Origin of the sequence: Streptomyces fragilis, from assembly GCF_003112515.1 — a bacterium.
GTDB classification, from domain to species: Bacteria; Actinomycetota; Actinomycetes; order Streptomycetales; family Streptomycetaceae; genus Streptomyces; species Streptomyces fragilis.
In genome coordinates this window covers 23,609-43,751 of the sequence record NZ_BEVZ01000015.1, presented here as the reverse complement: position 1 = coordinate 43,751, position 20,143 = coordinate 23,609, and the positions used below count along the sequence as shown (strand labels likewise).

The following is a 20,143-nucleotide window of genomic DNA, read 5'->3' as shown; positions in this document are numbered from 1 at the left end:
CGAGGAGCGACGAGGGAAAGCGAGAGGGGGAACCGGGGGGTGACGGGGGCTCACCCCCCGGTGGTCATCAACCGGAAAAGGGGGGGTCTCACCCTCCCGCGTACAGTGCCCGCAACTCGATCTTGCGGACCTTGCCCGTCAGCGTCTTGGGCAGCGCGTCCACCACCTCCAGCCGCTCCGGGTAGAACCGCGGGTCCTGCCCGTGCCGCCGCAGATGCTCCCGGATCTCCCCCAGCGTGGGACGAGCACCGCCACGCGGCACCGCGACCGCCACGATCGGGTCGTCGACCTGACCGCTGGGACCCACCAGAGCCGCCTCCGTCACCGCCGGATGCTGGGAGATGATCGCCTCCAGCTCCGCCATCGGCACCACGATCCCGTCCCGCAGGATCGTGTCCCGGGCACGCCCCAGGATCCGGATACCGCCACGCCCGTCCTCCCGCGCCACGTCCCCGGTGTCGAACCAGCCGTCGGACGTCATCTCCGCGTCGAAGGACTCCTGCTGCCGGAAGTAGCCCAGCGCCTGCGACGCGCCACGCGCCCGCAGCCGGCCCACCGCCGCCCGCTTCGACGGGTCATGGCACTGATCGATGCGTATCTCCATCGAATCGATCGGCCGGCCGTGACTGTGCGCCGCCCAGTCCTGGTTGTAGTCCAGCCGGCTGATGGTCACCGGACCGAACTCCGACATGCCCCACACCGAGTACGTGCGGGCACCGAACGTCTCCCGCAACTCGTCCACCAGCTGCTGCAGCACCGGCGCCGCACCGGTGACCGTGTGCCGCAGACTCGACACGTCGTGCGGATCCACCTGCTGCGCCCGCGCCACCCCCGACAGCGTCGGCGGCGGACCGTACAGCAGCGTCACACCGTAGCGCTCCACCAGATCCAGCAGACCCGCATGGTCCGGGCCGTCCTGGAAGGCGATCGTCCCGCCCAGCATCACCCCGGCGAGCACCCCCTGGCCCAGGCCCGAGTAGTGCACCAGCGGCGTGGTGACCGCCGCCACCAGGTCGTCGCGCAGCAAGAAGGTGTCGACGTACCCGCGCACCCCGGAGTGCACCGTGTTCTGACTGTGCACCACACCCTTGGAGTAACCGGTCGTCCCCGAGGTGAACAGCACCACGAACGGCTCGTCCGGCCGCAGCTGACGCCCCTCCAGATCAGCGGCACGCCGCTGCTCCCAGTGCACCTGCACGAAGTGGTCGTGGAAGTCGACCGTGCCCTCGGGCCCGCTCCCGCCCACCACCACCACATGCTCCAGCGGCAGCTCACGGCCCAGCTCCTGAACGCACTGCGCCAGCGCGCAGCCCTCCCACTCGGCGACCGTGATGCACACACGGGCCTCGGTGAGCGTCAGCCGGTGCCGCAGCTCCTCCTCCTGGCACGCCGGCGCGATCGGGCAGATCACCGCGCCCACCGCCATGCAGGCGAACAGCAGCGGCACCATCTCCCACCGGTTGGGCAGCTGCACCGCCACCACGTCACCACGCTGCACACCCAGCTCCAGCAGCGCCCCGGCGAAACGGTCGGTCAGCCGGGACAGCTCCGCGTAGTCCAGGGTGTCCGTGCGGGCCTCCTCCAGCCGGCGCCCGGCCACGGCCAGCTTCCGCGGCCGCTCCCGCGCCTGCCGGCGCAGGTCGTCCAGGAACGTCTCATCACGCCACCAGCCGCGCCGCCGGTACTCCGCCATCCGGTCCGCTGCCTCGGCCCCGCCGCGCGAGACGGTGGCCGTCGTCACGGCGGTCACCGGCGCTCCCCACGCCGCACCGCCAGCAGTTCGGGCAGCGGGTCACCGGCCGAGGCGCGGGCGATCTCCAGCAGCGCACGGGTGTTGACCCGCACCCGCTCGCCCACCCAGTCGAACACCCACGCCTTGCGGGCCTCGGCGCCCAGCTCGAACGGCACCACCCTGGTGACCGCCAGCGCCGCCGACGCCGCGCCGCCGATGTTGGCGATCACTCCCGGCACCAGCGTGCCGCCGGAGGCCCGCACCTTCTCCTTGGCCTCGCCGCTGGAGCTGAGGTTGCCGCCCTCGACGACCAGAGGGGCGCGCAGCCGGTGCGCGTTGGCCGCGTTCAGCGCGTGCTTCTGCGCGGCGAGGATCAGCAGGTCCGCGTCGACGTCCAGCCACGCGTCGGCGCCGCCCGACAGCGTGACCCCGGCCGGCAGCCGCGAGCGGTCGATGCGCCCGAACTCGTCGGTGATGGCGATCAGGTCCTCCACCGGCAGCCGCGGCGCGCTGATCGTGCCGTCGATGTCGGCGACCCCGACGACCACGTGCCCGCGCTCCTCGAGGAACCGGGCCACCGCCCGGCCCACCGCGCCGAAGCCCTGCACGACCACCCGCGCCGACTGCGCCCGCCCGGACGCCTCCAGCGCGGTCACCGCGGCCACCCCCACACCGTGACCGGTGCAGTCGATCAGCGGCTCGTAGTAGGTGCGCCAGTCGATCGGCATGTCCGGGGCGCCGAGCCGAAAACGCGGATCGTAGCCGGCCTGCTCGAAGAACACCGCACGGTCGGCGGGGGTCACACCCATGTCGATGCCCAGGTGGATGCCGCCGTGCAGCAGCGGCTTGACCGTCCGGCCGAAGGTGCGGAACGTCTCCTCGCGGTCGCCGCCGTCGGCGACGATGCCGGCCTTCGCACCGCCGATCGGCAGCCCGGCCAGGGTGAACTTGTGCGTCATGTCGCGCGCCAGGCCCGCGACCTCCGCCTCGGTGACCCCGGGGGTCATGCGGGTGCCGCCCATGGCGAGACCGTCGTGGAGGGAGTCCACGACGACCCATCCCTTGATGTCGCCGCCGCTGCCGTGCAGATGGACCGTGAAGGCCGGCTTGTCCAGATCACTCATTGTCATGTCCTTCAGCCGTGGGGAGAGGTCGAAAGGGACCGGAAGGCTCCGGTCACCGGTACAGGTCGGCGAAGCCCCGCAGGATGTTCCGGCCGTCGCCGCGGAACTCCAGGTGCGCCTGGGCGCCGAAGATCCGGCCGTCGTCCGAGCGCAGGAACTCCACGGGAGCGTGCTCGGAGCGGCCGATGCTGCGAAAGCCCGGCGGGGCCTGCCGCACGTAGAGGGTGTGCCGGTGGAACACCGTCACCGTCGGCTTGACGTGGGTGAACAGCGCCTCGTCCTTGTCCACCTCGACGTCGTACCCGCCGACGCGCTGCGGGCCCTCGGCCAGCGAAGCGCCCTGGGAGACCGCGATGATCTGCATGCCGCCGCAGATCCCGAACACCGGGACGTCGCAGGTCATGATCAGATCGATCAGCGGCCGGTAGAACGTCGTGTCATAGGCACGGACCTTTGTGCCGCTCAGCACGATCGCCTGGTGGCGGCCGTCCAGCCGCGCCGGCACCGAGGCGACGTCGACCACATCGGTGGCCGAGCCGAACTCCTCGAAGCGACGCCGCAGCTGATTGAGCGACAGCGTTCCGTTGTTGACCAGCAGCACGCGTGATCGCGCCATGTTCGGTGCTCCTCAGGATCGTGTGATGACGGTGCCGGTGCGGGCGGCCAGCAGGTCGCACACCGGTGCGCTGCCGATGACCACGCGCTCCACTCCTCGCTCCAGGCCCTCACCGGCGGCCCGCAGCTTCTTGCGCATGCCGCCGGTGGCGCCCTTGTCACGGAAGGCCGCGGCGGCACCGGCATCGATGCGCGAGACGGGCCTGCCGTCGATCAGCAGGTGCGCGACATCGGTGACCAGCACCAGGTCCCTGGCGCCGATCGCCGCGGCGACGGCCGCGGCCGCACGGTCGGCGTCGGTGTTGACCTCCCGGCCCGCCTCGTTCAGCGCCAGCGGCGTGATCAGGTAGGCATGGCCCGGCCGCCCGTTCTCCAGCGCCCCGGCACTGACCGAGGTGATCGGACCCACCAGGTTCTCCAGCTCCACCAGCTGCTTGCCCTGCCACCACCAGCGCTCGCCCGCCCCGGCCCGCAACAGCCCGTCACTGCCCAGCAGCCGCTGCGCGGTGAGCCCACGCGAGCGCAGCCGGCCCAGCACGTCCTCGGCCATCGCGGCACTGACCGTCTTGATGTCCTCGATCACCTCGGGCGTCGTCCACCGGCTCTGGTTGCCGTACCGGTCACGCAGGATCGCCGAAGGCTCGCTGTAGCGGGGCCGCAGCCGCTTGAGCGGCTTGGACCAGCCGTGCACCAGCACCAGCATGTGCCGCTGCCCGAGCCGGGCCAGGTCGTCCCACCACTGCTCGGCCAGATCCTCCAGGCAGCTGCCGCCCAGCTTGACCACGACAGGGCCCCCACCGGCCGCATCAGCCACGCCCGGTGTCACTCGCCCGGCCCCGCTCATGCCGGCATCACCGGCTGCATCGCCAGGCCCGTCTCCTCCGGCAGACCGAACCGCAGGTTCGCGGCCTGCACGGCCTGACCCGCCGCGCCCTTGACCAGGTTGTCCAGGGCCGCGAGGGCGACGATGCGGCCCTCCTCCTGATCGTGCAGCACCGTCACGTCGCAGAAGTTGGACCCCAGCACCGCCTGCGGGTCGGGCACCGGTATCAGCGTCTCGTTGTGCCGCCTCACCCGCACGAACGGCTTGCCCTTGTAGAAGCGGGTGTACGCCCGCTGCAGCTCACGCTGCTCGACCCGCTCGTCGGTGAACACGTAACTGCTCGTCATCAGCCCGCGCACGTGCGAGACGCCGTAGGCCGACATGGACAGCGACCCGACCGAGCCCGGCCGGCCACGCTCGAGGAAGTCCCTCACCTCCCCGGCGTGCCGGTGCCCCGTCGGCGCGTACGGAGCGATCGCCCCGTTGCGCAACGGATGCAGATCCGTGGTCCGCAGCGACAGCCCGCCACCGCTGGATCCGCTCTTGCCGTCCACCACCACCGTCCTCAGCTCCAGCCCCAGCCCCAGCGTCAGCGGGGCCAGCGCCAGCGTCATCGACGTGGCGTAGCAGCCCGGCAGCGAGATCAGCGACGCCTGCGCGAGCTGCTCGCCGACCAGCTCCGGCACGCCGTACACGAAGCGCTCCACCAGGTCGGGGCGCCGCTTGACCTTCGGGTACCACCGGTCGTGGAGTTCGGGGGTGCGGATGCGGAACGCGCCGCTGAGGTCGACGATCACCGGCACCCGGTCGGCCAGCAGCGACGCCAGCTCCGCGGAGACGGGCGCCGGCGTCGCCAGGAACAGGACGTCGACGAGGTCGGCGACCTCCTCGGTGACCGCCCGCACGCTCAGGCCCAGGTCGAAACGCAGCCCCGGGTGCAGCTCGGCCGGCCGCCGGCCGATGTTCGAGGAGCCGCCCAGGAAGGTCAGCTCGAAGTCGGGATGCTGGCTGATCAGTCTGATGAGGTCGCCGCCGGCCAGCCCGGAGGCGCCGACCACTCCTGCGCGGATCATGTGAGCAGCTCCTGAAGGTATCCGCCGACGGCGGCGGCGACGTCGGTGCCGGTCGCCTGGGCCACCGCCCGGAAGCCGGGCGCGTGGTTGACCTCGTTGACGACGAAGCCGTCGGCCGTGCGGAACAGGTCGACGCCGTAGATCCCCGGACCGAGGACGTCCAGCACACCGTTGACGATCTTCACCACGTCGGGGTCGCGGGCCACGGCACGGCTGCTGTTGCCCAGCGCCGCGTTGTTGCGCCAGTCGGTGCCCCCGCTGGTGAACTCGGCGGCCCCCACCAGCTCGTCCCCCACGACCAGGCAGCGCACCGAGGCGCCGCCGGCCAGGAAGGGCTCCACCAGGCAGGCCTGCTCGAAGGCGTGCCCCAGGTCCTCGACGTAGTCGTACACCGACTGCGCGACATCGAGGTCGCGGATCAGGGTGACCCGCTTGCCCATGCCGCCGTACACGGGCTTCAGCACCAGCGGCGGCGCGAACTCCTCCAGCGCCCGCTCGAAGTCCGACCGGGAGAGCACCAGCCGGAACTCCGGCACCGGCACCCCCGCGGAGCGCAGCACGGTACGCAGCACCGCCTTGTTCTCACAGGCGTTGATCGCAGCCGCCGAGTTGACCACCGCGACGCCGGCCTCCTCGGCCAGCGTGGCGATCAGGCCGCCGCGGGTGTAACTGCGGCTGCGCAGCAGCAGCGCGTCGAAGCCGTCCAGGACGGAGGAATCCGAGCGGCCCAGGCACAGCGACTCGTCGTTGACCCACTCCATCGACAGGCCGAACCGCGGCGCGGCCTCGATCAGCTGCCGCTCCTCCCAGGCGATCCGGTCCGCGACGATGGCGACGGACTTGGCCATCTCACTGACCCCAGTCGCGCAGCTGGACCTCGACCATCGAAAGACGCAGTCTCGCGTCCTCGATGCCCTCGACGCGCAGCGTGAGCATGCACTCCGGGCACGTGAACGTCTCGCCCTGGACGACCGGCGGCACGGTCAGGTCGGTCTCGCACTCGGGGCAGACGCCGGTCATGGTGGCGGTGGACATCAGATCGCTCCTCGATTCGCACGAACAGGACAGAAAAAGAGGGGGGAGAGAGAGGGGAGGGGAGGGGGGGGTGCCGGCGGACGGGCGGGGGAGGGGGGAAGAGGCTGCCGGCGGCAGCGGCGCGGGGCAGGGCCGGTCAGACGGCCTGGAAATCGACGGCGGCCTTGCGGATCGCGTCGCGGTCCAGCAGCTGCCGGCCCGTCGCCTCCTGCCGTGCGATCAGCCACGCGGTGAACGGCTCCACGTCCACCGACACATCGCTGTCGGTGAGCGCCCACCGCACCAGAGCAGGGGTCAGCCGCGTCCGCACCAGCAACTCCCGCGAGTTGCCCACCACTTCCGCCGGCAACGTCTCGTAGGCCTCGGGATGGGTCAGCTGGCCCGGCAGCTCGTAGGCGAACGCGTGCGGCGACGTCGGACCCGGCTGGAACGCCTCGCCCAGCCCCGCGCCGCGCAGGGCCACCCGGGACAGCCGCGTCAGGTGCGACAGGTCGAAACGGGTGTCTCCGTGCACCACACGCAGGGCCATCAGCAGCTCGGCCAGGGGCGCGTTGCCGCCCCGCTCCCCGATGCCGCCGACCGTCGCGGAGATCCACCGCGCGCCCGCGCGCACCGCGGCCAGCGAGTTCGCCACCGCCATGCCCAGCATGTTGTGCGAGTGGATCTCGATCTCGGAACCGTCGATCGCGGCCAGAGCGCCGATGACCTCCTCCATCTGCCAGGGCGACAGAAAGGCGACGGTCTCCGCCAGCCGGAACCGGTCGGCTCCCGCCGCGAACCCCGCGGCGACATAGGGAACCAGCCGCTCCAGAGGCGTGCGGGCGCCGTCCTCACCGCTGAACGTGACGTGGAAGCCCCGCTCCTTGGCCTGGGTGATCGCCGAGCGGGCCAGCGCCTCCAGGAACCTGGCGCTCGGTGAACCGAGCTTGAGGCCGGCGTGCTGCTCGGAGGTGGGTATCGAGTACATGATGTGCCGCACGCCGAGCCGTTCCGCCTCGTCGAGGGCCGCGGCCACCTGCTGCCGGTCACGGACCACCACCAGGGTCATGCTGCGCTCGGGACCGATGGCCTCGTGGGTGGCGAGGACCAGGTCCGCGTCCTTGGAGCCGGGCCCCGAGATCATGCCGACCTCGACCAGCTCCACACCCGTCTTGACCAGAAGGTCCGCGATGACTGCAGCGTCCCGCGGCCCGAATTCCACACCGGCCATGTGCGCGGAATCCCTCAACGTCGCGTCCGACAAGGACGGTAACACTTGAGGAATGTCACCGACGGGTCTGTTGCCTGCCATTGCGCTACCTCCGCGTGTGCGCCTGGACAAAGAATTTCCGGACCAGAACTCCCCGCAGAATCCGCATCCGAACACGGACCCGGCGCGGAGAGCCGAACGAGCCGATACGAATTCTGTGGCACGCCACCGGCCAGCTGCAACAGCCGCCAAGTCAGAAGTCTGTCAAGACATGTGTGGGAATGCGAAGGCGTATACGGCCGTCTCAAATTTCCTTGCCCACGGTCAAACAATCAACCACCCCACGGCCGACCGGATATGTTTTCGAGGTCCGTTTTCACGTGCGGGGCGCCGCCGCCGGCGGCACCCTTTCAAGAAAAGGGAGAAGGAAACCATGGTGTTTCCGCACCACCCGGCGCGCCCTGACGGCGCATCGCCGTCCGCGAAAGCGGCCCAGGAACTGGCCGACCGGACACAGGAACTCACCCACCGCCTCGCCCGCCCCACCACCGCCGACCGGGACCGGCGCCGCCAGTGGGACGACACCCTCCTCACCGCGCTGTGCGACCCCACCGGCCCCCACCTCGCCGGCCTGCTCGTCCCGCAGTCCCTCGGCGGCGCGGGCCTGACCGCCACCCAGACCTGCCACATCCTCGACACACTGGGCGAAGGATCACGCGACCCCGGCCTCGGCCTCGCCCTCACCGTGCACACCGCCCTGGCCACCGTGCCCCTGCGCGCCCTGGGCACCACCGCCCAGCGCGAGCGCTACCTGCCCCGCATGGCCTCGGGCGAATGGCTCGGCGCCCTGTCCCTGCGCCAGACGCAGAGCACCGCCTCGCCCCCCACGATCACCGCCCGGCCCGCCCCGGAGCGTCCCGGCGGCTGGATCCTCCACGGCCGGGCCGACCTGGTCGCCCTCGGCCCCCAGGCCCACCACTTCCTGGTCATCGCCGAACACGACGACACCACACGCACCGCCTTCGTCATCGACCGCGACACCCCCCGGCTGCACGTCCACAGCACCGACCAGGCCGCCATGCCCACCTGCCCCTGGGCCACCCTCCAGCTCGACGACTGCCTCGTGCTGCCCGACGCCGTCCTCGGCACCGTCCGCGGCGCCGCGACCGAGACCGAACCCCTGCTCGCCACCCTCGACTGGATCTTCACCAGCGCCCCCTGGCTCGGCATCATGCGCGCCCTCACCCACGACGCCCTTGCAGCCGCCGGCACCCGCACCCTGTTCGGGACCCCCCTCGCCCACGGCCAGTCCACCCGCTTCGCCCTCGCCGACATCGCCACCCGCGGCGAACTGGCCGCCGGCCTGCTGCACCACGCCGCCGCCCAGTTCGACGCCGACGGCCGCCCCTCACGACGAGACGCCGCCGCCGCCCGCCTGTTCACCGTCACCGCCGCCCGCGCCGTCACCCAGGACGCCGCCCGCCTCATCGGCCCCGCAGCGGCGGACGGCGACCACCTCGTCGAACGGGCCCACCGCGACGCCCTGTTCTTCGCCTCCACCGGCGGCGGCACCGACGTCCTGCACCCCGTCATCGCAGCTTCGCTCCTCGGATCCGGCCGACCGTGAGGACCACCACGACATGAACACCCACCACACCTTCCCCGGCATCGCCGCCCGCGCCGCCCGCACCGACGCCACCGGCTCCATACCCCCCGAGAACTGGCAGGACCTCAAGGACAGCGGCTACCTCCGCCTCTTCCACCCGCCACACCTCGGCGGCACCGGCGCCGACGCCGCCACACAGGTCCAGGCCATGGAAGCCCTCGCCCGGGCCTGCTCCGGCACCTACTGGAGCGCCACCGTTTCCGCCCTGCTGTGCGCCAAACTCATCTCCACCTACGGCGACGAACGCCACCACCGCCTGATCCGCCCCCTCCTCACCGGCGACCGGCTCGCAGCCTTCGCCATCGTCGAACCCGCCGCAGGCAGCGACCCCGCCACCTACCGCACCACCGTGCGGCCCACCGGCAACGGCTACACCGTCAACGGCGAGAAGTCCCGCATCACCAACGCACCCAACGCCGACCTGGCCGTCACCCTCGCCCGCCGCGACAAACCGGCCGACGACACCGGCCCCGACTGGTGCCTGGCCTTCGTCGACCTCAACCAACCAGGCGTCCGCCGCTACGACATCCCCCACATGGGCCTGCGCGGCATGCCCTGGGGCGGCATCGTCTACACCGACGCCCACATCGACGAAAGCGACGTCATCCCCCTGCCCTTCACCGAACTCGCCGAAGGCATGACCTGGGGATGGCTGCTGGTCTCCATAGCCGCCGTCGCCACCGCCGAATCCGCCCTCACCGCCTCCGTCCGCCACGCCCGCCGGCGCATCTCCTTCGGCCGGCCACTGGCCCACATGGAAGGCGTACAAGCACAACTCGCCGACTCACGCACCCACATCGACGCCGCCCGCCTCCTCGCACACCGCGGCGCCGCGGAACGCGTCGCCGGCGCATCCGCCCGGGACCTCATCGGCATGCTCAAGATCTACGCCACCGAAATGTCCGTCCAGGTCACCGCCCGCGCGGTCCAGATACACGGCGCCACCGGCGTCACCCAGGGCCACGAGGTCGAACGCCACTACCGCGACGCCCAGATGAACGTCATCGGAGCGTTCGCCACCAACCGCCTGCGCGAACAGATCGCCGAACACCTCGGCCTCGGCCCCGCCGTCTACCGCCCCTTCGACTGGCTCACCCCCACAGGACTCACCCACGACCCCGTCAGCCTCGACGGCCTCACCACCGGGTGACCACCACCCCCGAAACCCGCCCACCCGCCCGACGACACGGCAACACCACCTGACCCGACCGGGCGCTCCCCGCACACGGCAGCGGGGAGCGCCACACCGGCGGGCGGGCGGGGGCCCGCCCCGCCACGGCCACCCCACCGGCCGCCCCCCGCACGCCGGCGGCCGCCCCACGTCCACACCCCCGGTTGTCAGCGGCGGCTGCCAGGCTGAGCGCATGGACCGTGATGACGAGCAACTGCCGCGCCGCCGGGTCTACGGCGCCGACCACGACCACCCCGGCCCGCGATCCGACCGGCGCTACGCCGAACTCGTCGGCGGCCCGCTGGACGGCCTGCTGCTCGACATCACCCACTGGACACCCGCCGACACCGGCGCCGACACCGGCACCGGCATCGCCCTGGCCACCGAACTCGGGCAGTTCGGCCCGGGCGGCCGGTCCCTGTACCACCCACGCCCCGCGGCCCCCGACCGCTGGGACTGGACCGGCGACACCCCCTGACCCCCAGGCCCCGGGAACCGCCGGGCGGGCGGCGCACCCACGTGCACGTGCGGCAACCGGGCAGCTTCTCCCAGCAGTTCCCCCTGCTCTTGCGCGACCACCTCCGCTGCCGGCCGGCGGCCGCGAACGAGTACGCGGCCGCCGAGCGGCACTGCGCGGCCCTGTTCCGCCACGACCGTCGCGGCTACGTCCGGGCGAAGGACGCCCTCGTGCGGGACATCGTCCGACGCGCCGACGCCTGGGCCCAGGACACCGGCTGGGCCCCCGGCCCCAGCGACGCCTGACCCTGCCTCCCGGGGAAACGGCCAATGCGGTGGCGGAGAATCCGCCCCCATGGTTGTCTGAACACGTTCAAAACATGGCGCGGAGACCGGTGAGGAAGCGAATGAGACGGTGGGGAACGGTTCCGCGTACGGAACCGGGTACGGGTGGGGCCCGGCGATGGGGCAGGGCAGGGGCGCTGGCCACGGTGCTGGCGCTCGCCGCCACCGGCGGGGCCATGCCGGCCGGAGCCGCGGCCGCGGCGGGAGTGCAGGGCAGCCGGACGGCGCAGTCCCAGCAGCAGGAGGTCAGCTCCCGCTGGTCGTTCGAGACGACCGAGGGCGTCGACCCGGTCACCGTCCCGGACGAGGCCGGCACGGCCAACGCGCTCACCCTGCACGGCGGAGCGGTCCCGGCACAGACCTGGCAGGTCGACACGGGCGGACTGGCGCTGGACGGCACCGGTCACGCGACGGCCGCGACGATGCCCGTCGACACCTCGGGCAGCTTCACGCTGACCGCCTGGGCCCAGGCGGCCACGGCGCCCACCGAAGCCGTCACGGTGATCAGCGCCGAGGGAAGCGACCGCGCGGCCGTGCAGGTCGCGTTCGTGCCCGACGAGCGGTATCCCGCCGGCGGCCTGGGCGCCTGGCGGCTGTCCATCGCCGAGCAGGACATGGCCGGCGCCAGGACGGTCGTCCTCGACACCCCCCAGCTGTCGAACGCCCTCGACTGGACGCACCTCGCGGTGGCCTACGACGGCACCACGAAGCAGGCCCGCCTGTACGTCGACGGAACCCTGCTGGAGCCGACCTGCCCCGACGACGACGGCGACGGCATCCCGGACGACGCCGCCTGCCCGGACTTCCAGCCGTGGGCCGACGAGGTGACCCCCTTCCCGGCGACCTCCTTCCAGGTGGGCCGCAGCGGCACCGGCGCCCACGCCGGTTCCTACTTCAGCGGGCTGGTGGACGACGTCTGGATCTTCCAGGGAGCGCTGAGCGAGGACCAGGTCCGCAAGCTGTCGGTCAGCTTCTTCGACGTGCCGACCGTGGTCCCCGGCACCTGAGCACAACCCGGGCCCAAGGGCGCCGCCGGCCGGCACCGTCCGGCGGCGCGGGGCCTTACGCCTTCAGGTGGGTCGCCGACAGGGCCCGCTCCCACATGCCGGGGATCTGCTCGGCGGGGCGCTGCTGTTCGCCGTGCAGGGCGTTGAGCACCACGAGGCATCCGGTCAGCGCCGGCACCGCCCACTGCGCCAGGTGCAACTGCCGCCGCGCCTTCTCCAGGTCGATCGGGTGCTTGGCCGCCTTCTCCGCGTCACCGGGGTCGGTGGAGGAGGCGAGCTCGACCTTCTTGCCCAGGACGCGGGCATAGGCGGTGGCCACCAGGGCCGCGGCGGTGACGACGGTCTTGGCCGTGGTGGAGGCGGCCACACCCTGCTGGGTGGCGACCCGGTGCGCGTTCACGGCCAGCAGACCGCCGCCACCGAACAGGTGCGCGCCGATCGCGGCGGCGTTGACCGGGACCCACTTCGCCCACCCGGACGACGAGATCCGGTCCCGGGCCGCGTCCGTCCCGCCTTCGTCCTCGGCTGCACCGTTGAGGCCGACCGCCCCCATCAGCGAGCCACCGAACCAGGCCGCCAGGCCGAGATCGTGCAGACTGCGGACGGCGGTGTTGCGTTCAGACATAGCGGAGCTCCTTCGGTGTGGAAGAGGGGCTGGGCCGACATGGACAGCACCTTTCACCCTCCCCATCCTCCGCGGTCCCCGCCATCACAGCCGTCCAGATGGGTGCAGCCCGCGACGCCGACCAGGCAGCACCGCTCCCGTCCAGGCACGCTCGCACATCCCGTGGCAGCGGCCGGCCGAACCCCCGGGCGACGAGGGACTGCGACGTCGTCACCGACCAGTTGCCCGACGGGGGAACCCGCACCTGCACCTCCTGCTACTGGGCGGACGGCGGCGGCGTCGACATCCACTGCGAGTGGCCGCCGACCAGGACCCGCCGCCCGGGGCGCCTTCGACCCGGCGCTCACCTGGGCCGCCCGGCTCACCGGCCCCGGCGGCGACCCGCTCCGGTGCCGCCCGGGCCCGCCGCGGCGCCCTGGCCGGCCGGGCGCCCGTCTCACCCGGGCAGCGGACCCGGCACCGCCCGGCTGCCGGTCCGCCTCAGGTGCGCGCCGTGGCCGGCTTGCCTGCCGCTGTGACCCTCACGGGTTCCGTACCGGTCGCACTGTGCCGCTCGGCCCAGTGCTCGAGGGCCGTGCGGCAGGCGTGGTCGAGGTGGTGCAGACCGGAAAGGTCGAGCTCGACGGGGCGGTCCTGGGGGAGGGCCTCCAGACTGTCGAGGATCTTCGGCAGCCGCAGGAAGGTCGCGTTGCCCGACAGGCGGACCTGGACGAGCCCCGCACCCTTGTCCACGAGCTCCGTCCTGAGGTGCGACGCCTCCCAGGCGGTCTTGGCCACGGCCAGGCCCAGACCGATCAGAACGCCTTCGAACATGTTGACCACGACGATCGACACGGCGGTCACCACGAGGATCAGCGCCTCCCCCCGGTGACCGTTCCACAGGGACGCGATCTGGCGGAACGGGATCAGCTTCCAGCCCGCGTGCACCAGAACGCCGGCCAGGGCGGGGACGGGGATCAGAGCCAGGGCCCACGGCATCGCCGCGGCGAACAGCAGCAGCCACACGCCGTGCAGCACTCGGGAGGCCCTGGTCCTGGCGCCCGCCGCGACGTTGGCGGAGCTGCGGACGATCACCGCGGTCATCGGCAGCGCGCCGAGCAGACCGCAGACCGTGTTGCCCGCGCCCTGGGCGACCATCTCCTTGTTGTACTGGGTGCGCGGGCCGCCGTGCAGCCGGTCCACCGCTGCCGCGCTGAACAGACTCTCCGCCGAGGCGATCAGCGCGAACGCCACGACGGTGCCCCACAGGGCCGGGCCGGCCAGTAGCCCGAACGCCTCGGCCCCGGGCGGCTGGACGACACCGAGCAGCCCCTCCACCTGCACGGTGGCCACCGGCAGTTCGAGTACGGCGGTGGCCGCCGTGGCCAGGGCCACCGCCGCGAGGGCGCCGGGCACGGACCGCACCCGCCCGGGGGCCCTCTTCCACAGCACGACGACCGCGACGGTGCCCGCGCCGACGAGGAACGAGACCATCGCCGCGGTGTCGCCCAGCATGTCGGCGAACGCCTTCGGCAGGCCCGTGATTTTTCCGAGGCCGGTCGCCGGCGCCCTCAGGCCTGCCGCCGCATAGATCTGTCCGGCGATGATCACCAGGCCGATGCCGCAGAGCATGCCCTCGACGACGGAGACGGATATCGCCCGGAACCAGCGGCCGATCCGCAGCCAGCCCATGGCGAGCTGGAGCAGGCCGGCCATGAACACGATCACTCCGAGCGCACCCACGCCGAACTCGTCGACCGCCTCGAAGACGATGACGGTCAGGCCCGCGGCCGGGCCCGACACCTGGAGGCTGCTGCCCGGCATCAGCCCGGTGACCAGGCCCCCCACGATGCCGGTGACCAGCCCCAGTTCGGCCGGGACACCGGAGGCGACCGCCACGCCGACACACAAGGGCACGGCCACCAGGAAGACGACGACGGAGGCGAGGAAGTCCTGCCTCAGGAAAGGAAACCCCGACAGCATCCTCACGTGTCCCCCCGGAGCGACCGGAGTGACCGGAACGCGGCAGAGCCGGCATGGTGCCCGTGCACGACGCCGGCGGCGGTCACGGCGGCCTCGTCGGAGGACCGTCCTTCGGCGGCACGAGCGCACTCCTCAGGGCATCGTCCGAAGTCGCGGGCGTTGTCGATGAAGGGCTGCATGGCGTGATGACTCCTTCTGCCGCGCCCCGATACCGGGGTCGCCGGACACGCGAAGACCGAGAGCCGAACCGTCACGCGGAACGTCACGGCGACGACGCGCCGCATGAGCATGCACCTCTGCATTTCAGGCAGCTCGCTATCTTTTTTATCATCGGATATCGATCAACAAATAGTCAAAAATAAGCTAAGTAGGCAAAAATTTCAGCAAGAGCAAGTGCGAGTCACCGAACGAAGAGAGGCCGAAAAGGCGAGCAGAACTGGCCCGAATGCGCGCCGCCCCGGAAGAAAACAGCACACCACCGAGAGCCGCGCGGCGAATGCCGGCCACACAAACACGTTTCGGCCGACAGCCGACCGCAGGAAATCGCCACGGCGTTCCCGACGACGACCGCAGACGCGACCCGGCCCCTGGAAACGGGAGTGATCGCCTCCGCACTGGCCGCGGCCTACGACGTGAACCTCGCGGGTGTCACCGGGGCCGCCGATCTGCTGGACGAGCAGGCCGTGCGCTGGCTGGCCGAATTCGTGGGCTATCCCGCGGCGGAAGGCCACTTCACCAGTGGCGGCCAGACCTCCAACTTCACCGCGCTGCTCGCGGCCCGGGAGCAGTCGTTGCCGGGCGTCCGGGAACAAGGCGTCGCCGGCCGGCGGGGCACCGTCTACTGCTCCGCCGAGGCGCATCACTCGGTGGTGCGCGCGGTGGAGGCAGCCGGGCTCGGTCGGCGGGCGCTGCGCCGCATCCCGGTCGACGCACGACACCGCATGCGCGCGGACGCCCTCCACCGAGCTCTCGCGAGAGACCGGGCGGCAGGCCACACCCCGGTCGCCGTCGTCGCCACCGCCGGCACCACGCTGACCGGCGCCGTCGATCCGCTCGCCGCCGTCGCCGACGTGTGCGGGCGACAGGGGGTGTGGCTGCACGTCGACGGCGCGTACGGGGTGCCCGCCGCCGCCACGCGCACGGCCTCGCACCTCTTCCACGGGCTCGAGCGGGCCGACTCCGTCACCGTCGACGCGCACAAGTGGCTCGGTGTGCAGAAGGGATGCAGCGTCCTGCTGCTGCGGCGGCGCGGTCCGCTCAGGGCGGCGTTCGGACACCAGGAGCACTACATGCCGCACGAGGAGGACGGCGGCAATCCGGTGGAGCGCACCTTCGAGTACTCACGCCCCCTGCGCTCACTGCGCCTGTGGCTGACGATGCGGGTGCACGGCGCAGACAGGATCCGCTCATGGATCGAATCGACGCTGGCCCACGCGGCACTGCTCGCCGACCAGGTCCGCGGGCATTCCTCTTTCGCCCTCCTGCACGAACCGACACTGTCGACGGTCTGCTTCCGGCACGTCGTCCCAGGGATGGACGACACCCACCTCGACGCTCACAACGACCGTCTCGCACGGGCCCTGCAAGCCGATGGCCGGGTGTACCTCGCCTCCGCCGTCGTCGACGGCCGCATCTGCCTGCGCACCTGCTTCGTCAACTTCCGCACCACACCACAAGCGGTGAGGCAGGTCCTGGACGTCGCGGAGGAACTGGGCGCCGCCCTGGCACGGGAATCCCTCGCACACCAAGGCGCCGGACCCCGCACCCAGGCGGGATGACAAGGTGCGCGCAGCGATGTGTGCCGCACCATGGCCGAGAACCCGCAGCGGCAACGCCTTGGCCGGTCGCGAGAGCCGCCCGGACGGGAACGAGCCACGGTCGCCCGCCGGCGCCGCCACCGGGACAGGTCCACGGTGCTCGTCCTCTTCGCCGCTCTCACGGAGCACTTCCAGGGCGATTTAGCATGGAATCAACGGGCCCCTAGCGACAAGGGAGCCGTGAGATGCATTTTGTCCTGCTCGCGACCCATGACCCGGAAATCTGCCCGACCGCCAACGCGGCGACGCGCGACCTGATGTTCCAGACCGCTCCCCACATGCCGGACCTCGCCCAGCAGACAGGCGTCGACATCGTGGCCGGTCCCTTCGTCAACCGTGAGCACGTGGTCGTCATGGTCGTACGGTCCGACAAGGCCGAGAATGTCGACCGCTTCCTGGTGGAGGCCCGCCTCCCCCACTGGAATCGCGTGCACGTGCTGCCGTCGCTGACCATGGAAGAAGGACTCGCCGACATCGAAGCGCATACGCCGATCTTCTGACCAGGAACGTCGGACACGGCAGGTGACGCAACCGACAGGGCCCCTCCGCCCGCCGACGTGCCGAATGCAATCACCACGCCGGCGACGAGGGGGCCCCGCCGCCGCCCTGGTCCGGGCGTCGTCTCCCCGGAACCAGCGCTGCCAGGTTCAATGCGGGACGGCCGACGGGAACGCAGGACCACCGCCGCCCAGCGGTGCCACGGGCAGGTGGGCGGTGATCAGCTTCCCGGTGGCGCGCAGGGCGACGACGACTTTCTCGCTGACGCTCTGGACCAGGTGCAGGCCGTGACCGCCGACACGGCGCGGGTCGGCCTCCGGCGGCGTCGGCTGCTCGGTGGAGCTGTCCCATACGGTGATCGTCAGCTCCTGCTCGGACATCCGCAGGGTCATCCCGCAGGTGCCCGGAGCGTGCCGGATGGCATTGGTGACCAACTCGCTCGTGGCCAGTTCGGCGTCCATGGCCACAGCGGGCGGTACCGCCGGGTGGCCGGTTCGCGGGGCGTGGGTGAGAAAGGTGCGCACGGCTCGACGGGCATCCGCGGCCCGCGCCGCACCTTCTGCCCAGATCGCGGCGTAACGCAGCGGGGTCTTCTCGCCCGTACCGTCTGTCGTGTGCTTGCTCAGCGGAACGACCATGTCGGCTTCTCTCAGAATGCTCGCCGTTCAGTGGGGGGTTGCGCCTCTGTCGCGTACCCAGGAGCCGAGGGCACACACCGCGGGCCCGCCCGATGCCGCCTCTCGACGCACCCCCCCGCTCCTCGCATCTCAAGGCTGTGCGGCGGGCGGCGTCGCCGTCGGGGTGGACGGAGAAGATCTGGTCGAGGCCGGCCATGCGCAGCACGCGCGGGGTAGGGGAGGGGACGGCGGCGAGTGCGACAGACACAGTTCGCCCGCTACGGCGCGGTCGTGCAGAGGTCGGGGAGTACCTCGGCGCCGGGCAGCTGTGCCAGTGCGCTGCCGGGCAGGATCAGCTTGCCCCGGCGTCGTCCGCTGCCGATCAGGACGTACGAGGCCGCGGCGACCGCCTCGTCGATCAGGAGGGGCCAGGCGCCAGGGAGGCCGATGGGGGTGATGCCGCCGTACTCCATGCCGGTCTCGGCCACGGCCGTGTCCATCGCGGCGAACGACACCTTGCGGGCACCCAGGTGCTTGCGCACGGCCTTGTTCACGTCGATCCGGGTGTGCGCGAGCCCCAGGCAGGCGGCCAGGGCCGTCTCTCCGCCACGCTTGGCGGCCACCACCACGCAGTTGGCGGAGGCATCCAGGGGCGCGTCGTAGGTCTCGCAGAAGACCGCCGTGTCAGCCTTGTCCGGGTCGGTGTCGACGTACAGCACCGACTCGGCCGCTTCCCGCGCGTCCCAGTTCTTCAAGGCATCGGCCACCGGCGGTGACAGAAGATCACCGGCCTCCAGCGCCAGGTGGACAACCTCGAAGTTCCCGAACGGCGGGCGCAGGTCACTGGTCATGACCGCACTGTAGCGAAGCGCCAGGAACCAGACGCGCACGATCGGCAGCTCCTCGCCGAAACTCGCGACGAGGTGGAGGAAGGCGTCGCCGGCGGACACGGCGGCAAACCGGTGCGGATGCCGGGCTGCGGCGAGCCGCACGAAGCCGGCCCGGGTCTGCCCCTGCCTCCCCCTGCCTCCGGACGCCGTAGATCGACTGTGTAGCTTCCGTATGTGAACGATGAAGCTTTCGTGCAGGACCTGTTAGCCGACGTCTGCCGCACCCTGACCCGCGCCGGATTCGATATCGCATCGGCCAGGAGCGGACAGGCGACAGGCCTGAGGGTCGGGCAGGAGCACGGCACGGTGACCGTGAGCTGGATCCCGGCGGACGAACTGGATCCCGCGGGCAGAGTCGATGCCGAGTACGAGGGCATCCGCACCGCTCTGCGACGGGCGCTCCAGGAGATCCTCACCCAGGCCGGTTACGCAGTGGTGGTGGACCGGACCAGGGGCCACGTACGCGTCCGCCGGGCCTCCTGACTGCTCACCCCGGCTGCAGGCCAGCCCTGCAGCGGCCCCCGCACTCTCCTCGGCGGCCCAGGGCGACGCGGCGCTGGGGGCCTGTCGCCATGGTCAACCCGTCCAGGCTCCCGTCGCCTCCGGCGGCGTCAGCCCGGGTGCGTTACTGCGGCCGCGCCGGCTCATCCGTCCCGGTGCCGTCGGCGCGGTCGACCGCTGGGGCGGAGGGCCCTCATCGGCGTTGATGCCCAGCGCGGCCGGCCGTTGCTCGAAAAAATCTGTTCGATGCCGGTGGCCTGCGAGATCATCATGCCGGCGTCCGGCCCACCTCCGCCGCACACTGGACACACCCCTCCCCGAGGAGAAGCACCTTGTCGCCCGATCCGGCCACCCTTCATCCCTTACCCGCGCACGAGAGGGTGGTGTTCCTCAAGCCCTCGGTCACCTCGCCGAACATCGCCGTGGGCGAGTACACGTATGACGACGATCCCGACGGCGCCACGCAGTTCGAGCGCCGCAACTCCTCCTACGCCTACGGACCCGAGCGCCTGGTCATCGGCAGGTACTGCGCGCTCGCCACGGGAACCACCTTCCTGATGGCAGGCGCCGAGCATCCGATGACGGGGGTGTCCACCTACCCGTTCACGATGTTCGGCGGCCGGTGGGCCGAGCAGACGCTGGACATCGTCACCGCCATCCCCAGTCGCTGTGACACGGTCGTCGGCAACGACGTCTGGCTCGGTTACGGGGCGATGGTCATGCCCGGCGTAAGGATCGCAGACGGCGCCGTCGTCGCGGCCGGCACAGTGGTCACCGCCGACGTCCCGCCGTACACGATCGTCGGCGGCAACCCGGCCAGGCCGATCCGGCAGCGCTTCGACGACGCCGGCATCGAGCGGCTGTTGCGCGCCGCGTGGTGGGACTGGCCCGCGGACCTCGTCACCGAACACGCCCGCACCATCATGGCCGGAACACCGGCCGACATCGCCCGCATCGCCCGCGAGCACGCCCTGGAGAAGCCCCTGTGACCCGAGCG

General features: G+C 71.7%; 21 protein-coding genes. 9 read left to right on the top strand and 12 right to left on the bottom strand.

Annotation, left to right across the window (positions count from 1 at the left end):
* Positions 1–88: 88 nt before the first annotated feature.
* From Sfr03f_RS30015 to Sfr03f_RS29980, 8 genes are all read right to left on the bottom strand, one after another.
* Positions 89–1,750, bottom strand: a complete 1,662-nt coding sequence (locus Sfr03f_RS30015; protein ID WP_308216753.1) for an AMP-binding protein — start codon at positions 1,748–1,750, stop codon at positions 89–91.
* Positions 1,747–2,856, bottom strand: coding sequence for a Glu/Leu/Phe/Val dehydrogenase dimerization domain-containing protein (locus Sfr03f_RS30010; RefSeq protein WP_108957371.1), 1,110 nt, complete (start codon positions 2,854–2,856; stop codon positions 1,747–1,749). The genes Sfr03f_RS30015 and Sfr03f_RS30010 overlap by 4 nt, the downstream gene beginning before the upstream one ends.
* A 52-nt stretch (positions 2,857–2,908) precedes the next feature.
* Positions 2,909–3,472, bottom strand: coding sequence for a type 1 glutamine amidotransferase (locus Sfr03f_RS30005; RefSeq protein ID WP_108957370.1), 564 nt, complete (start codon positions 3,470–3,472; stop codon positions 2,909–2,911).
* A 12-nt stretch (positions 3,473–3,484) separates the two neighbouring features.
* Positions 3,485–4,285 (bottom strand): amino acid kinase family protein, encoded by an 801-nt coding sequence (locus Sfr03f_RS30000; RefSeq protein WP_245967845.1) that lies wholly within the window; start codon positions 4,283–4,285, stop codon positions 3,485–3,487.
* A gap of 26 nt (positions 4,286–4,311) precedes the next feature.
* Positions 4,312–5,367: an N-acetyl-gamma-glutamyl-phosphate reductase gene (gene argC / locus Sfr03f_RS29995; RefSeq protein ID WP_108957368.1), complete on the bottom strand. Its 1,056-nt coding sequence runs from the start codon at positions 5,365–5,367 to the stop codon at positions 4,312–4,314.
* Positions 5,364–6,215, bottom strand: coding sequence for an ATP-grasp domain-containing protein (locus Sfr03f_RS29990; protein WP_108957367.1), 852 nt, complete (start codon positions 6,213–6,215; stop codon positions 5,364–5,366). The genes argC and Sfr03f_RS29990 overlap by 4 nt, the downstream gene beginning before the upstream one ends.
* Position 6,216: 1 nt before the next feature.
* The gene (locus tag Sfr03f_RS29985) at positions 6,217–6,402 is read right to left on the bottom strand and encodes a lysine biosynthesis protein LysW (RefSeq protein ID WP_108957366.1); all 186 of its coding nucleotides are present in this window, start codon (positions 6,400–6,402) and stop codon (positions 6,217–6,219) included.
* A gap of 136 nt (positions 6,403–6,538) precedes the next feature.
* Entirely contained in the window at positions 6,539–7,693 is a 1,155-nt protein-coding gene (locus Sfr03f_RS29980) for a hydroxymethylglutaryl-CoA lyase-like TIM-barrel protein (RefSeq protein WP_108957365.1), read from the bottom strand.
* A gap of 331 nt (positions 7,694–8,024) precedes the next feature.
* Here Sfr03f_RS29980 and Sfr03f_RS30470 point away from each other — a divergent pair, with 331 nt between their 5' ends.
* From Sfr03f_RS30470 to Sfr03f_RS29955, 5 genes are all read left to right on the top strand, one after another.
* Positions 8,025–9,218: an acyl-CoA dehydrogenase family protein gene (locus tag Sfr03f_RS30470; RefSeq protein ID WP_159105771.1), complete on the top strand. Its 1,194-nt coding sequence runs from the start codon at positions 8,025–8,027 to the stop codon at positions 9,216–9,218.
* Between the two features lie 13 nt (positions 9,219–9,231).
* Complete coding sequence (locus Sfr03f_RS29965) at positions 9,232–10,407, top strand: acyl-CoA dehydrogenase family protein (RefSeq protein WP_108957364.1); 1,176 nt, start codon at positions 9,232–9,234, stop codon at positions 10,405–10,407.
* Between the two features lie 214 nt (positions 10,408–10,621).
* Complete coding sequence (locus Sfr03f_RS30890) at positions 10,622–10,906, top strand: hypothetical protein (protein ID WP_176586664.1); 285 nt, start codon at positions 10,622–10,624, stop codon at positions 10,904–10,906.
* Positions 10,879–11,190 carry a GrpB family protein gene (locus tag Sfr03f_RS30885; protein ID WP_176586665.1) on the top strand — a complete coding sequence of 104 codons (312 nt, stop codon included), beginning with the start codon at positions 10,879–10,881 and terminating at the stop codon, positions 11,188–11,190. Before Sfr03f_RS30890 ends, Sfr03f_RS30885 begins: the two co-directional genes overlap by 28 nt.
* A gap of 185 nt (positions 11,191–11,375) precedes the next feature.
* Complete coding sequence (locus Sfr03f_RS29955; RefSeq protein WP_108957362.1) at positions 11,376–12,236, top strand: LamG domain-containing protein; 861 nt, start codon at positions 11,376–11,378, stop codon at positions 12,234–12,236.
* Between the two features lie 55 nt (positions 12,237–12,291).
* Here the strand turns inward: Sfr03f_RS29955 and Sfr03f_RS29950 are convergent, their stop codons facing one another.
* Both Sfr03f_RS29950 and Sfr03f_RS29945 read right to left on the bottom strand, forming a co-directional pair.
* Positions 12,292–12,861: a hypothetical protein gene (locus Sfr03f_RS29950; protein WP_108957361.1), complete on the bottom strand. Its 570-nt coding sequence runs from the start codon at positions 12,859–12,861 to the stop codon at positions 12,292–12,294.
* 480 nt (positions 12,862–13,341) lie between these two features.
* Positions 13,342–14,823, bottom strand: coding sequence for a SulP family inorganic anion transporter (locus Sfr03f_RS29945; RefSeq protein ID WP_108957360.1), 1,482 nt, complete (start codon positions 14,821–14,823; stop codon positions 13,342–13,344).
* Between the two features lie 599 nt (positions 14,824–15,422).
* Here Sfr03f_RS29945 and Sfr03f_RS29935 point away from each other — a divergent pair.
* Positions 15,423–16,601, top strand: coding sequence for a pyridoxal phosphate-dependent decarboxylase family protein (locus Sfr03f_RS29935; RefSeq protein ID WP_218028193.1), 1,179 nt, complete (start codon positions 15,423–15,425; stop codon positions 16,599–16,601).
* A gap of 224 nt (positions 16,602–16,825) precedes the next feature.
* Complete coding sequence (locus Sfr03f_RS29930; RefSeq protein ID WP_108957358.1) at positions 16,826–17,140, top strand: hypothetical protein; 315 nt, start codon at positions 16,826–16,828, stop codon at positions 17,138–17,140.
* Positions 17,141–17,287: 147 nt separating this feature from the next.
* On the opposite strand, the gene Sfr03f_RS29925 is transcribed toward Sfr03f_RS29930, so the two are convergent.
* Together Sfr03f_RS29925 and Sfr03f_RS29920 are read right to left on the bottom strand one after the other, a co-directional pair.
* On the bottom strand, positions 17,288–17,776 hold the full coding sequence (locus Sfr03f_RS29925; protein ID WP_108957357.1) for an ATP-binding protein: 489 nt from the start codon (positions 17,774–17,776) through the stop codon (positions 17,288–17,290).
* A 257-nt stretch (positions 17,777–18,033) separates the two neighbouring features.
* Positions 18,034–18,606 (bottom strand): YbaK/EbsC family protein, encoded by a 573-nt coding sequence (locus Sfr03f_RS29920; RefSeq protein ID WP_108957382.1) that lies wholly within the window; start codon positions 18,604–18,606, stop codon positions 18,034–18,036.
* Between the two features lie 213 nt (positions 18,607–18,819).
* Between Sfr03f_RS29920 and Sfr03f_RS29915 the strand changes: the two genes are divergently transcribed.
* Complete coding sequence (locus Sfr03f_RS29915; protein WP_159105770.1) at positions 18,820–19,128, top strand: hypothetical protein; 309 nt, start codon at positions 18,820–18,822, stop codon at positions 19,126–19,128.
* A gap of 350 nt (positions 19,129–19,478) precedes the next feature.
* Positions 19,479–20,135, top strand: a complete 657-nt coding sequence (locus tag Sfr03f_RS29910; protein ID WP_108957355.1) for a CatB-related O-acetyltransferase — start codon at positions 19,479–19,481, stop codon at positions 20,133–20,135.
* The last annotated feature ends 8 nt before the right edge of the window (positions 20,136–20,143 follow it).